Annotated in this window: 13 protein-coding genes; 8 read left to right on the top strand and 5 right to left on the bottom strand. The window is 34.6% G+C overall.

From position 1 onward, the window contains the following. Window positions 1-38: 38 nt before the first annotated feature. The 5 genes from V6R96_RS06675 to V6R96_RS06695 form a co-directional block, all read right to left on the bottom strand. The gene (locus V6R96_RS06675) at window positions 39-515 is read right to left on the bottom strand and encodes a DNA starvation/stationary phase protection protein (protein WP_336378426.1); all 477 of its coding nucleotides are present in this window, start codon (window positions 513-515) and stop codon (window positions 39-41) included. A 335-nt stretch (window positions 516-850) separates the two neighbouring features. Then, the gene (locus V6R96_RS06680) at window positions 851-1516 is read right to left on the bottom strand and encodes a BON domain-containing protein (RefSeq protein WP_336378427.1); all 666 of its coding nucleotides are present in this window, start codon (window positions 1514-1516) and stop codon (window positions 851-853) included. A 73-nt stretch (window positions 1517-1589) separates the two neighbouring features. Continuing rightward, window positions 1590-3920 (bottom strand): glycosyltransferase, encoded by a 2331-nt coding sequence (locus V6R96_RS06685; RefSeq protein WP_336378428.1) that lies wholly within the window; start codon window positions 3918-3920, stop codon window positions 1590-1592. Continuing rightward, complete coding sequence (locus tag V6R96_RS06690; RefSeq protein ID WP_336378429.1) at window positions 3910-4956, bottom strand: pesticidal protein Cry7Aa; 1047 nt, start codon at window positions 4954-4956, stop codon at window positions 3910-3912. The genes V6R96_RS06685 and V6R96_RS06690 overlap by 11 nt, the downstream gene beginning before the upstream one ends. 27 nt (window positions 4957-4983) lie before the next feature. Beyond that, window positions 4984-5613, bottom strand: a complete 630-nt coding sequence (locus V6R96_RS06695) for a hypothetical protein (protein ID WP_336378430.1) — start codon at window positions 5611-5613, stop codon at window positions 4984-4986. 267 nt (window positions 5614-5880) lie between these two features. On the opposite strand from V6R96_RS06695, the gene V6R96_RS06700 reads away from it, so the two are divergent. The 8 genes from V6R96_RS06700 (at window position 5881) to V6R96_RS06735 (ending at window position 14711) form a co-directional block, all read left to right on the top strand. Continuing rightward, window positions 5881-7251 (top strand): L,D-transpeptidase family protein, encoded by a 1371-nt coding sequence (locus V6R96_RS06700; protein ID WP_336378431.1) that lies wholly within the window; start codon window positions 5881-5883, stop codon window positions 7249-7251. Between the two features lie 7 nt (window positions 7252-7258). Then, window positions 7259-8134 carry a universal stress protein gene (locus tag V6R96_RS06705; protein ID WP_336378432.1) on the top strand — a complete coding sequence of 292 codons (876 nt, stop codon included), beginning with the start codon at window positions 7259-7261 and terminating at the stop codon, window positions 8132-8134. 133 nt (window positions 8135-8267) lie between these two features. Then, window positions 8268-9458: a PAS domain-containing sensor histidine kinase gene (locus V6R96_RS06710; protein WP_336378433.1), complete on the top strand. Its 1191-nt coding sequence runs from the start codon at window positions 8268-8270 to the stop codon at window positions 9456-9458. 21 nt (window positions 9459-9479) lie between these two features. Further along, on the top strand, window positions 9480-10532 hold the full coding sequence (locus V6R96_RS06715; protein ID WP_336378434.1) for a response regulator: 1053 nt from the start codon (window positions 9480-9482) through the stop codon (window positions 10530-10532). Window positions 10533-10611: 79 nt separating this feature from the next. Continuing rightward, on the top strand, window positions 10612-10992 hold the full coding sequence (locus V6R96_RS06720; protein ID WP_336378435.1) for a hypothetical protein: 381 nt from the start codon (window positions 10612-10614) through the stop codon (window positions 10990-10992). Window positions 10993-11060: 68 nt separating this feature from the next. Further along, window positions 11061-11480 carry an Hsp20/alpha crystallin family protein gene (locus V6R96_RS06725; RefSeq protein ID WP_336378436.1) on the top strand — a complete coding sequence of 140 codons (420 nt, stop codon included), beginning with the start codon at window positions 11061-11063 and terminating at the stop codon, window positions 11478-11480. Between the two features lie 109 nt (window positions 11481-11589). After that, complete coding sequence (locus tag V6R96_RS06730) at window positions 11590-12957, top strand: MBL fold metallo-hydrolase (protein WP_336378437.1); 1368 nt, start codon at window positions 11590-11592, stop codon at window positions 12955-12957. Window positions 12958-12998: 41 nt separating this feature from the next. Continuing rightward, entirely contained in the window at window positions 12999-14711 is a 1713-nt protein-coding gene (locus V6R96_RS06735; RefSeq protein WP_336378438.1) for an adenosylcobalamin-dependent ribonucleoside-diphosphate reductase, read from the top strand. The last annotated feature ends 45 nt before the right edge of the window (window positions 14712-14756 follow it).

Here is a 14756-nt window from a genome sequence, read left to right on the forward strand (position 1 = left end):
TGATATATCATAGTCGGCTCCAATTTTTGTTTGCTGATTTATTCTATTATATATGAACGTAAAAACCAAGCCATTTTCTGATGTACTTCTAAGAGACGAGTCATAAAATGACTTGTTACTATGTCGTGTAAGTCATCCTTACAGCTCATGGTATATTCACAAAGTATAAGAATAAGACTTTCATGGTCTTGTAACAATTCTGTAATAAAAGCCTGGCCGTTATGTCTTTCCCCATTTTGTTCTGTAAAATGAGTTGACCCTGAGTACGATTGTAGATTTGCCGGAACATAATGACCGAGAGAACGTATTCTTTCTGCAATACTGTTTATGATATTGTCCAATTGTTTCCATTGAGTTTCAAAAAAAATATGTTTGTCATGATAGTCAGCTCCTTCAACATTCCAGTGGGCATTTTTTGTTTTTATATACAAAACGTTTTCATCTGCCAATATTTTTATGAGGTGATCGGCGATTGCCTGGCGGTGATTGTTTGCTATTCCTATTTGTATTTTCATAATTAATTGATTTTTACCGTTTTTATTAGACTGTAAGGGTATTGTATTGTTATTCAGCATACATTTTTTCATCAATTATTCGAGTGGTACTGTAATGAATTGACTGTTATTAACCAGCATTACTTTTCCTCACTGTTCTAAAAATAGTTTAGCTGTAATTTTTCCTACGCTTCCAGCACCGCCGGTTACAATGGCTACTTTATTTTCTAATTTTCTCATGAGTTCAGATTTATTTAATAAATAGATTTTACTAATTTTTTTTACTATAATTTATATGAACTGATAATTGACCTGTGGAAAAAACTACCCTCCACAGGTCAAAAATTAATCAGAGATTAATAAAAATCATACTCATAGTTAACTTCTAATTCATTTTTTACATTCCATATACCACGAGTTTTCCAGGCAATGCGGCCTGCCTCTTCTTTTTGATATAAAGAATTTGCTGTTCCGGTTAAAGTTGCTGTAGTTCCTAAAACAGATACTTTAATTTCACTATCATAAATTGAGCTTCTTTTCAGTGCATCTTCAATATCTTTTTTTTGTATTGCATCGTCTAATTCTGATTTGACTTTAATTTTGTCGATCAAGCCCTTTACACCGGTAAGATATTTTACTGCCCTTTCTACCTCTTCTTTTTGGTAATGCCAAGGTAATTCACCTTCTAAAGTAACCCAGCCATCCTCAACTTTTATCATTATTTTGTCATTAGGAATAGAATAATTGGATTTTAAGGCGTCCAATACTTCTTTTGCGACTTCGGCATCAGCTTTTGTCCATGAACTTGGAAGCTTTACTTCAATATTTTCAACTATTGCTTTAACCCCGCCAACTTTTTTTGCTGCATTTTCTGCCTCAACTTTTTTTGCATAACTGTCCACTATGCCGGTAAGGGAAACTACACCATCTTTTGCGATCACGCCAATTTCCGCAGCATCTAATAAAGGCTCCCATTTAATGGCATCTTGAACATCCTTTTGTAATCTTGAGTTTGTTTTCATTTTAATTTTTTTTTTGGATTAATAAATGTTTAAAGTTTGTTAATTGGAAGAATTTTATAATTGCATCAAATTCTTATATCATTTTTTTACTGAAGTGACTTTGTATTGTTTTTTGCGGATGTTTTTCTGCTGATATATCAGATTTTTCCATGGTTAGCCTTGCCATTAAATAACTGATGGTAGATTCAGCGCCTTGATTGAGATTAATGTAGCTGTCTTCTACACCGTCGTAGCAACCACCGGTACAAGGATTATATACAATCTGGTTTAAGTGGTTATTACCTAAAAACCAACTAAAAGCAGTGATCATCTTGTATTTATACTCTTTAATTTTAAAATTGCTGTAGAATTCATTAAGTGCGATAATAGTATAGGCAACATCAATGGGCTGTTCGCCACCTTTATGATCCGGATTAATTTCCTGGCCATTATGCCTCCAGCCTTTATTGGAAATTACTTTTATAGAATTATCTGAGAATATTTTTGACAGTAGAAAATCAAAAGAAGCCAAAGCAACTGATCGATATATTGGTTTATGGACACTTAACCATGCAAAAAGCATAGCTTCCGGAACCGCACTGTTGGCATATGTGAGATAACTTTCGTACCATTGCCACTCATCATCGGTTTCATGTTGATACATTTGAACCAGACGATCGGCAAGTTGTTCTATAAGGTTAATGTTTAAGAGATCGTTATTTTTGGTATCTGCAAAATACAATCCTTTAATGATAAATGCCATTGCTCTGGTTGAGTGGATATATTCGGCTTGCAAAATAACTTTATTAAACAGTTTCTTTGCTTTAATAATTAATTCTGACGGGATACTATCCTGCATCGAAATCAAGTATCCCAATGCCCATATTGCTCTGCCAAAAGAATCTTCAAGGTTGCAGCTGTCGTTTTGCTCGGTAAATTGTTTTTTAACATCAACATAATTAAAAAAACGGCCTTCTTCTTCTTGAAAAGTAAATAGTATAAAATAAAAATAGATATTGATGTAATTCAGATCATTTTTTCTTTTATAAATTCTATAAAATTGGCACATTGCGATCAATGCTCTGGCATTATCATCTAATGTGTATCCCGACTCTGTATCAGGATAATTTATATTTGAGAATTGAATAACACCAAAATCAGTTGTCATTTTTCTTAAATGATTCAAATTGATTTCGGGCATTTTATATTGAATATTCAAATTGGAATTTGAAATATTTTTAAAAAGCTGAACATGAGCTATTGCAGAATTTTCCCAGGCTGTCGGAGCCATCTGATGCAAACCGTTTAATCTAATTTGATTTCTCAAATTCTCATCATCCAATAAAGTAGTTACTTTTTGGGCGAGTTGAGAAGAATCATTAAAATCGATAATCATACCTGATCCCTTTTCCAATACTTCCAGAGCATGTGGAATAGGGGTGGAGATAATAGGACAACCACAACTGATGGCGTAGGAAAATGTACCGCTTACTGCCTGATTGGGATCTTTGGATGTGAACAGATAAACGTCCGTCAGCTGCAGATATTCCAGTAAAATATCAAGGTCTAAATATTCATTAACGAAAGCTACATTTGCAGATAACTCTAATTCATCAATTAATAATTCTAAATACTGTCTGTACTTTTCACCTTCCTGCTGTACAACACACGGATGGGTTTTCCCGATAATAAGAAATAGGGTTTCAGGGTGCTGTTTAATAACGGAAGGCAGAGCTTTTAGTGTTGTTTCTATGCTTTTCCCTGAACTCAATAAACCAAAGGTTGAAAGTATTTTTCTGTGCTGGTAACCGTATTTTTCTTTTAGAATATTTTTATCATAATTTTCTACGAGGTGCGTACCGTGTGGTATAACGGTAATTTTATCTTTTGCTATAAGATAATCATCCTCTAATATTTTTTTAGCAGCCTGAGTCATTACGATTAACATATTGGTAATTTCAGCGATGCTCCGAATATATTGTTGTGTTTCCCTATCCGGTTTCGGCAAAACGGTATGGAATACCACTACAGAAGTTTTCTCTACAGATTCTAGGAGCATTAATAATTCTTTTTCATTGCCTCTAAACAAACCGAACTCGTGCTGAAGAACGATTAATTCAATTCGATCGGAGGCATTAATATCCCGGATTAATCTGTAATAGGAATGAGGGTTTTGTGTTTCTAAAATATAATTAACATTCTCATCATAATCATGCTTTCCATTTTCCAATGCACATATTTTAATATCAAAGGATTCTTTGAATTTGTTATTGATTGCCTGGATAAGATCTTGCGTGTAGGTTGCAATGCCACATTCTCTGGGTGGAAAAGTACTGATCATCAGCAGTTGAGGTATTTTTTTTGGGATAAGTTTTGAAGGGAGTTGTCTAAGCAGTCTTTTTCTTCTATTTAATTTATTTTTCATGGGATAAGTTTTTATAAGTTGTTAATTCTTTCAGTAATTCCGAAAAAGACACCGAAGCGCAGGCAACATGTTCGTCCGCTGCTCCGTAATAGATATATAGTGTATCCTCACAAACCAATGTTCCAGTAGGAAAGCAAATATTGTTAACGTTTCCGTGCAGCTCATAATCGTATTCAGGTTGAAACAATGGGTACGGTAATCGGGCTATTTCGCGGGTAGGATCTTCTAAATCTAATAATGCTGCACAAACACAATATACGTAGCCATCAACGGTATCATGAACTCCATGATAGATCAGCAGCCAGCCTTTTTCTGTTTCAATGGGAGGGCATCCACCTCCCACATAACTTACTTCATGGTCATATTTTGATGAAATGAGAATGTGATCGCTGAACATCAGAAGAAAGTTATCCCAAAAATTATGGGTAAGCTCATTCAAATCATAAACAGAAACAACTTGAATATCAGGTTTTATCCGATGTAAAAAATAAAGCTTACCATTAATCCGCCTTGGAAAGAGTATTACATTTTTATCCCAAACCAATACTTTTTTTTCGAGTTTTTTTGAGACTATATATTTCCCGTTGAAACGAAAGTACTTTTCATTTAATTCGCCTTTAGATTCCGCTAAAAACTTAAATTCTTCATAGGAATACTGCGGCACAATCAGCCCTCTTTTTTCCCATGTCACCAAATCTTTTGATGTAGCTAATGCACCTAAGGCATTGATGCCGTCGTAAGCAGTATAGGTGAGGTAATACAGATCATCAATTTTTACAATTCGTGGGTCTTCCACCCCTTTCTTTTCATAATTATATTGTGGATAAAGAAGTGGTATTTCCATTCGGCTTTCAATTGTTATTGGTGTTTTTAACTGACAATAACCAATACTTGAATAATTGTCTTTGCTCACTGCTCTGTAAAATAAGTGAACAGAATCATTTTCACGTAAAACGGCAGGATTCAAAACTCCTGAGCTCTCAAATCCATGGTCGGTCTTTTCCAGGATAATGCCTTCTTTTTTTACATTGATCATAGCAGATTGTTATTTATTTGATAGTAATTATTTTTCAATAAATCCTTCCTGCTGCATTTTATTACGAAGAGCCCGGGCAATTTCGTTCGTTAGTCTTTTTACTCCCTTCGGATCATACGTTTCTGTAATTCCTGACCATATTATTTTATCATCCTTAATGGAATAAATTATAGTTTCAATAATAAATTTTTTAGTGATAGTATAGTAGCCTGGAATATTATAATACATCCAGTTTCTGTAGTAATAGGTGATGAAATCATTATAATACATAGGGTACATATAATATTGCTGGGGAGTATATACCTTTTCTTTATCCACATCAATCAAACGCATCGTTATAGCAGCATCAAAACCGTCTTTTTTTATTTTACTCCGTAAAGCCTGTTCATCCTTTCTGTTAAAATTTTCATCCAGATAACTGTAAGAAGTGATGCCTTTTCCATCGAGGTATTTCGCCATTTCATCTTCGGCACTGCGGCGATTAGTTTCATTTCTTAATAGTGCCACCACCAGTACTTTTTTCCAATCTGTAGGATGGATCTGTTTATCCGGATCCCGCCAGCTGCTTGCTATATGAGTGGAGCTGCAGGAATTGAGAAATACTGTACATGCCAATGCTGTAAAAAGGATTATCCTATAATAGTGTGATTTTTTCATGATTGTATTTTATTATTAGTTCATCCCAAAGGTCCTAAAACAGAATCGGAAATAATATGACACGCATCACTGTGAAAAATGATGCTGGTCAGTTCACTGATTCAACCTCTTAGAGGCATAAAACTCTAAATCAATTTACTTATAGTACTTATTTGGGGAGCTTTGATAAAAGATAGATTAAAGTATAGCTGTATCATTATTTTTAGTGATGGCAGTCATTATTTGGCAGTAAGGTAATTTGGAAATTTGTGGTATAAATTTCAGATTATGAAAGCTTTTTTAACATTCACTATTATTCTTTGCTTTGCAATAATCACACAAGCTCAGGATTTAAAAACAACGCAGGAGATTACTTCTTTACTTAAAGACAATGTTACGCTCTCAAAACTGCATTACTCCAAATCGGTCATTAGGTTTTATGCCAGAAATAATTCTGAATATGCATGGATAACTGCACAAAGATCAGATCAGTCTGAAATTGCAATGTTATTATTGGAATATTCCTATCGATTTGGACTGTCTTTATCTGATTATCATTGGGATGCTATTTCTCTTCAGAAATTAAGAAAATTGCGAGATACTCCTGCTGGAACAAATCAAGAGGAGAAAGCTTTGTTCGACATTCTGATGACGGATGCTCTTATTACTTTCATCAATAATCTGCATTTGGGAAAATACAACCCTTTGTATGATTCATCTTATATTGATTCCAATGATATGAATGGATTTCGATCTGAGGATATACTAATAAATGCAAGGCAGCAGAAAGACTTTCTCAAGACAGTCCTTGAGGTTCAGCCTAAAATAAAAGCTTATATGGACTTCCAGAACTATTTGAATACCCTTTATGCAGAAAATGACTGTATAGCACCCCAAACGGAAATACAGAAAATCATCATTAATATGGAACGTCTCAGATGGATTAATAACCAAAGTATCCCGTATATTTTAATAAATATTCCTTCTTACGCATTAGAATTTCATCAAAAAGAAATTGTATCTGATTTTAAAGTAATTATAGGAAAACCGACCACCAAAACTCCGGTTCTGGAAAGCAAAATTAATTATTTTACAACAGCCCCAGACTGGAAAGTTCCCCAAAGTATTTTCGTAAAAGAAATGCTGCCTAAAATCTTAAAAAATCCTCAATATTTAGAGAACCATCATTATTCAGTTTATGATAGGAACGGAAATCAGGTTGAAATAAGTTCATCAAAATTAAAAGAGATCCGTCAAAATCCTCATCGATATAGTGTCAGACAATCATCCGGTTGTGATAATGCATTAGGAGCAGTGGTTTTTAGATTTGAAAACTCTTATGGAATATATCTCCATGATACTTCTCAGAAACAATTGTTTAATAAAGAGGAAAGAGCTTTGAGCCACGGGTGCATTCGTGTTGAGAACGCTAAAGAACTCGCATCTCTTATGTTAAAAAATGATGGTTCTGCAAACAAGATTCCTGTTTTGGAAAATGCAATGGGAGAGTATAAAAGAAAAGATTTTGTTCTGAAGCAACCTGTTCCCATCATTATAACCTACCTGACCTGTCTTATAATAGATGGAAAGCCTGTATTATATAAAGATATTTACCATTTAGATGATTCATTAGAAAATAAATTTAACCCAAATAAATAATCAGATTATGAGAACAATATTAGTATCCACAGATTACTCAAAGCCAGCGAAAAATGCTGCCTTTTATGCCCTGCATCTAGCCAACGCCCTGAAGTCCAATATCGATTTATGCCATGCCTTTGGCTTACCGGTTGAAAGTCCAATGCTTGGGCAGACCGCCTGGTCTTTATATGAATATCCAGCTTTACAGGAAGAAAATATAAAAGAGCTTAAAAAGTTGGCAAAGGCGCTGGAAGACAGAGAAAAAGTTGTATGGGGAGATGAAGCTTTTCCTTTTCATCCTTCAATATATTATGGATGTGAGGGAGGTGATGCAGTTTCTGTGATCAACAATATGGCAGCCGATAAAAAACCGCTCCTTATTGTTATGGGCATGCAGGGAGCAGGGATGCTTACCCGTTTTGTTTTCGGGAGCAACAGCATAAAGATGATCGAAAACACAAAGTATCCACTTCTTTTAATTCCGTTAGGCCATAAATATAATGGTCTGAAGAAGATTGCTTTCGCTACAGATCTGAATAAAAAAGATATAAAAACAGCTCAATTATTAATTGAATTTGCCAAATACTTTGATGCTGAACTTTTAATTACCCATATTATTCAGAGCAATAATGATGTGATCCAGGATACGGATTATGATCATAAAAAAGAAGTGTTTTTAAAGAACCTGAATGGTAAAATTTGCTACAACTGTATATACAGTGAAAATATAGATTACGGTTTGGAAATATTAAAACATAAAGACATTGATATGCTTGTGATGGGACATCATGATAAAAGTTTTTTCAAAAGACTATTTCTTGGAAGTCATGCCACAAGACAGGCTTCAGAATTAGAAATTCCATTATTAACCATTCCTGAAAATGGCCATGTTCATTTTTAAATAGTTGAAGTTAATTATTAGAAATGGTTGTCTAAAATACATATAATGTTGAATATGCGAACATTTTTCATAGTTTAGGTATGTTTTTTATGCTAAAATTTATAACTTTATATGGCTGCATAATACGATAACTATGGAAAGTGCCAAACTGTTGCAAGCCATTATTGAAACGGCTATTGACGGTATTATAACCATTGATGACAGAGGGAGAATAGAAAGCCTGAATCCCTCTGCATTAAAAATATTTGGCTATAAAGAAGAAGAATTAATCGGAAAAAATATTTCAGTGTTAATGCCGGAACCAGACAGAAGCCGGCATGATGGTTATCTACTCAATTATCAGACTACCGGTCAAAAAAAGATTATTGGAAAAGGAAGAGAAGTAAAAGGATTAAGAAAAGATGGCACACAGTTTCCTTTCAGGCTTGCTGTAAGTGAGGTTCAGTATCAGGAACGGATTATTTACACTGGATTTATCCATGATCTATCCAAAGAAAAGGAAGCGGAAGAGTTTCTTAAAAATTATACGATTGAGCTTGAAGAATTAGTCGAAGACCGTACAAAATCGCTTAAAAAAATGCTGTATGAGTTGGAAGAGGCAAAGAACGAAGCGAATGTATCGCTGGAAAAAGAAAAAGAACTCAACCGTATGAAAAGCCGTTTCGTATCAATGGCATCTCATGAGTTTCGTACTCCTTTAAGTTCCATGCAGCTGTCAGTTATTTTAATAGAGAAATACCTTCAGGTTTCGGACAGTCTCCAGATCGTAAAGCACCTTCATAAAATCAAAACAGCTATTGGGAGTCTAAACGGTATTCTCAATGATTTTCTTTCATTGGAAAAGCTGGAAGCAGGGATTGTACATCCCAATCATTGCCTATTTGATGTCATCAAGTTTTCAGAAGAACTTACAGAAGAAATGCAGCTTATCACCAAAGAAGACCAAATCATAATTTATCAGCACACAGGATCAGAAAGCGAAATAAATTTGGATCAAAACCTGTTAAAGAATTGTCTGATGAACCTGATGAGCAATGCTATAAAATATTCCGGAGAACATACACTGATTGAATTTTCCACAGAAATAAAAGAAAATCAATATCTGTTTTCAGTAAAGGATAATGGAATAGGAATACCTGAAGAAGATCATTCGGCTCTTTTTCAGCCATTTTTCCGGGCTCATAATACAGGTAATATTCCCGGAACAGGTCTAGGCCTCAATATTGTGCATCGGTATGTCAATCTTATGGATGGCAGAATACATTTTGAAAGTACATTCGGTAAAGGAACTGAGTTTACTTTATCATTTCCTAAAAATTTATAATAATATTTCAATTGAGTTGAGATGAAAAAAACACAGATATTGATCATTGAGGATAACGAGGACATTCGTGAAAGTACTTCTGAGATCCTTGAGCTTGCCAGCTACGAAGTATATCAGGCTTCCAACGGTAAACAAGGCGTAGATCTGGCCATAAAACATATCCCGGATATCATACTGTGTGATATTATGATGCCGGAGCTTGATGGCTACGGTGTACTGCACCTTTTGAGTAAAAGAGAGGATACTGCACTCATTCCATTTATTTTCATAACGGCAAAAGCGGATAGGATAGAAATAAGAAAAGGGATAGAAATGGGAGCAGATGATTATCTTACAAAACCTTATGATGATATAGAACTACTGAGTGCCATAGAAAGCCGTTTGAAAAAAAGGGAACGCCAGAGAAGTATTTATAGTTCCAATCTTACGCAAATTACCAATTTATTTCAGGCATCACACGGACTTGATGAGTTGCAAAAAGCATTTAATGAAAGGAAAATTAAGTCTTTTAAAAAAAAGCAGGTTATATATTATGAAGGAGATGCAGCAAGTACAGTATATCTAATGATATCCGGTTCTGTAAAAACAACAAAAATGACAGAAGATGGAAAGGAATTGATGACAGGAGTATATGGTGCTGAAGATTATTTTGGCATTACTTCATTGTTTGCAGGAAAAGAGTACAAGGAAACTGCGGAAGTTCTGGAAGATGCTACCCTATGTTCAGTTCCCAGAGAAGTTATTGATCAAATGTTTTCCAAATATCCTGATGTAGCAGAAAAATTTGTTAAAATTCTTGCCGGAAATGTTATTAGTCATGAGGAGCAGTTATTGCAGCTTGCCTATTTTTCAGTAAGAAAAAGAATGGCAGAGGTACTGCTTAAACTGCATGGTAAATATAAAGATACTGAAAATTTCGAGATTTCCAGGGAAAACCTTGCTTCTATGGCAGGAATGGCAATTGAAACGGTAAGCAGAATTCTCAGTGATTTTAAAGAAGAAAATTTAATAGATAGAAATGCGGGCAGGATTACGATACTTGATGTTTCACGTCTTCAAAAATTAAAAAACTAATATCTGTCACTTTTTATAATGATTTTATACATTGAATAGTTATAATGGGTTCAATACATTTGATTATTCAAAAGACATTATGAAAGCGATAGTTTATAATATAAATCAAGAAGAAAAAGAACTTCTTGCGTTGGCTAATCGTAAAATACACAAGATTACCATAATAACAGATCCTTTGAACGAAAATACAGTTCATTTTGCAGAGGCAAAAGATGCTGTCATTATCATGAGTCAGGAAAATCAACTTTCACATAGTTTTATCCTGAAACTTATTTCATTGGGAATTCCATACCTTATTTTAAAATCGAAGGAAGAGTTTTTTATTGATTTATCCATTATTAAAAATTCTGGAATACAATACCATATTATTAAATGTTCTGATTCTAGAATGGCTGCTTCCTTGATCATTGAAACCTTAGATGGCTGGGAAAAAAGTGACCAGGATCATATGAAAACCTAACTGAAATCATGGTCTGGCTGCTGTTTCACTAATACCTTTGGGAGTATCAAACTAAAATAATTTTTATTATGAAAACTTTAGAAAAAACCAATCAATCTCCACTGGTTAGTGTGATAGAAGATTTCTGGAATAAGGACGGTTTTTTAGATGAATCCATGAAAATGGAACCGACCATTAATATCATTGACAGGAATGGGGTTTATAAGCTTAAAGTATCAGCTCCCGGATTTAAGAAAAAAGATTTTAAGGTAGCAGTGGAAAACGGATCACTGGTTATCAGTGCTGAAAAGAGTGTAGAGAAAAAAGAAGAAAAGGAAAATTTTGTGAGAAAAGAGTTTTCTGCTACCTCATTTTCCCGCAGTTTCCATTTACCGGAAAACATCACTTTGGGTCATATAAAAGCCAATTATAAAAACGGATTGTTAAATATTACGATCAGTAAAGCTAATCTGGATAAAAGAGAAGTAAAAGAGATTAAAATACGTTGATTTTTTTCACTATTAACTCATAAAACCTGTTATTCGTTTGAAAATGTATTCCAATATCTTTTGATCAAGATCATTTTCAAATGAGCAACAGGTTTATAAAAATAAAGAGATGGATACTATGATTATAAAATCCCTTGGAGGAGCGGGAACAGTTACCGGATCCAAGCATTTACTAAAAACTTCCGAGCTTACCCTATTAATTGATTGTGGATTGTTTCAAGGCTTAAAAGCGCTTCGTGAACAAAACTGGGAATCTTTAAGTGTCGATTTAGCAGAACTCGATGTTGTCATTCTTACCCATGCCCATCTGGATCATTGCGGATATATTCCCCTGCTTGTAAAAAACGGATTTAAAGGTAAAATTTATATGACAGAACCCACGAGGGAACTGACAAAATTAATCTTGCTTGACAGTGCAAAATTACAGGAAGAGGATGCAGAAAAAGCAAACTATCATCACTATACCAGGCATAATCCTGCAAAACCCCTATACACGATAAATGATGCTGAAAAATCTTTTAAACAATTTTTTACTGTTAAGGAAAATACCAGCATACAATTAAGTAATCACATACAGTGCAGATTCAAGTCCTGTGGTCATATCATTGGAGCTTGCTCAGTAGAAATTGTATGCTTTGATAAAACTATTATTTTTTCAGGAGATATCGGGCGTAGCCACAGTGCTATTCTTCCACCACCTGATTTTTTCACTAAAGCTGATTTTTTGGTGATGGAATCAACTTACGGAGACAGGCTTCATGACAATACCAATTTGTATGATAGTTTGGCGCATTGGATCAATCATACTGTTAAAAACCATGGCAATATAATTATTCCAAGTTTTGCCGTTGGCAGAGCACAGGAGCTTATTTATATTCTTTATCGGCTCAAGGAACAAAACAGAATACCCCATAACCTTCCAATAATAATGGATAGCCCTATGGCAGCTTCAGCCACTGATATTATGGTTGAATATGCTGAGTATACTACTGTAGATCAGGATAAATGGTTGGAAATTATTGAGCATGTTAATATTAATAGAGAATATGCAAATACTGCGGAAATCGTTCATGATAAGCAAAGTAAAATAATTATTGCAGGAAGCGGTATGCTGACAGGAGGACGTGTGCTTGAATATTTAAAGCATGATATAGGAAATAGCCGGAATACAGTAATGATTGTTGGATTTCAAGCAGAAGGAACTCGTGGAAGAGCATTGCTTAATGAATCTCATGAGTTAAAAATTCACGGAAAATATTATCCGGTGAAAGCAAAAATAGTAGAATTAACAGGGTTGTCTGCCCATGCAGATCAATCTGAACTGATAGAGTGGATAAGAAAATATAAGAATCCTCCTCGACAAATCATGCTGGTACATGGTGAGCCTTCCGCATTGGAGGCATTACGGGTTAAAATTCAAACAGATTTGAAAATACCTGCTAAAATTTTGGTAAAAGATATAGAGGTGGTCTGTTGAGATATAGGATAATATCGTTTAATTGATTTAAAATTTACTTTATGGAACTTCTTGCCAAAAATGCCATACAAATTCTGGAAGACCGTTATCTTCTGAAAAATGATGAAGGTGTGGTAATAGAAACTCCAGATGCCCTCTTCAAAAGGGTTGCAAAATATATTTCCGGTTGCGAAAAAAAAGATACCGCCAAATGGAGCCAAGCTTTCTATAAAGTAATGAGTGAACTGAAATTTCTGCCTAATTCTCCCACACTTATGAATGCTGGCTGTGATCACGCACAATTAAGCGCTTGTTTTGTATTACCGATAGAAGATAGTTTGGAAAGTATTTTTACAACCCTTAAAAATGCGGCATTAATTCATCAAAGTGGAGGAGGTACCGGATTTAATTTTTCAGCTCTTCGCCATAAAGGAGATCTGATAAGTTCTAGCAAGGGAGAATCTTGCGGTCCTGTTTCTTTTATGAAAATTTACGATGCTGCCACTGAATATGTAAAACAGGGAGGTAAAAGAAGGGGAGCTAATATGGGAATCCTAAATGTTGACCATCCGGATATCGAAGAATTCATCATGTCAAAATCGGATAAGAAATCTATAGAAAACTTTAATCTTTCGGTAGGGATCAGCAATGCTTTTATGAAGGCAGTAGAAGAGGATTCGGATTGGCAGCTCATTAATCCACATACTCAAAAAGTAATACGGATCATATCTGCAAAATCACTCTGGGAATTGATTGTACAGGAAGCCTGGAAAACGGGTGATCCTGGATTGATTTTTCTCGATGCCATCAACAATTCCAATACTACACCTGATCTGGGCAGGATAATGGCAACTAATCCTTGCGGAGAAGTTCCCTTATTTGATAATGAAAGCTGCAATTTGGGCTCCGTTAATCTTTCAAGAATAACAATATGTAATAACGGGAAATATGAAATAAACTGGAATGAATTATCCAGGATTATTCATATTGGAATCCGTTTTCTGGATAATGTCATTACACTCAATCATTATCCACTTCCCGAAATTAAGATCACTACTTTACATTCCCGAAGGATAGGATTAGGGATAATGGGCTGGGCGGAATTGCTTATTCTGTTAAATATTCCATATGCATCTAAAAGAGCCTTGGTATTGGCAGAAAAACTCATGAAGTTTTTTCAGAAAGAAAGCTATGATGCTTCAGAAAAACTGGCATGGGAACGAGGTTCTTTTCCAGGCTGGGAACTCAGTAAATTCGGAGCTTCCAACAGAAAGATGAGAAATGCAACCTGCAACAGTATTGCGCCCACTGGAACTATTTCAGTTATTGCGAATACTTCTTATTCAATAGAACCTTTATTCGCTTTGGCTTACAGACGAATGGGTATTTTAGAAGGTAAAATCCAAACTGAAATCAATGCTGTATTTATTCAAAAAATGAAAGACTTGGATTTATGGAATAAAGAAATGGAGCAGGTCGTTATAGAAACTGGAAGTTTAAATGGATTGAAAACTATTCCTAAGAAAATAGCAGCTGTTTTTAAGACAGGTTTAGATATTCCGTGGCAATATCATTTATTACATCAAAAAGCATTTCAAAAATATACTGACAATGCAGTTTCTAAAACCATTAACCTCCCTCAAAAGACTAGCATACAGGATATTTCAGATATTTATAAAACTGCCTATAAATACGGACTTAAAGGAATCACGGTTTATCGTTATGGTAGCAGAGAAGGTCAGGTACTACAGAAGTGCAATGTTACAGGTTGTTGAATATAAACTTTTTGATTGTTTAGAAATTAATTCTTTCTTTTTTTA

Origin of the sequence: Chryseobacterium sp. CCNWLW53 (genome assembly GCF_037083525.1) — a bacterium.
Classification (GTDB): domain Bacteria; phylum Bacteroidota; class Bacteroidia; order Flavobacteriales; family Weeksellaceae; genus Chryseobacterium; species Chryseobacterium lathyri.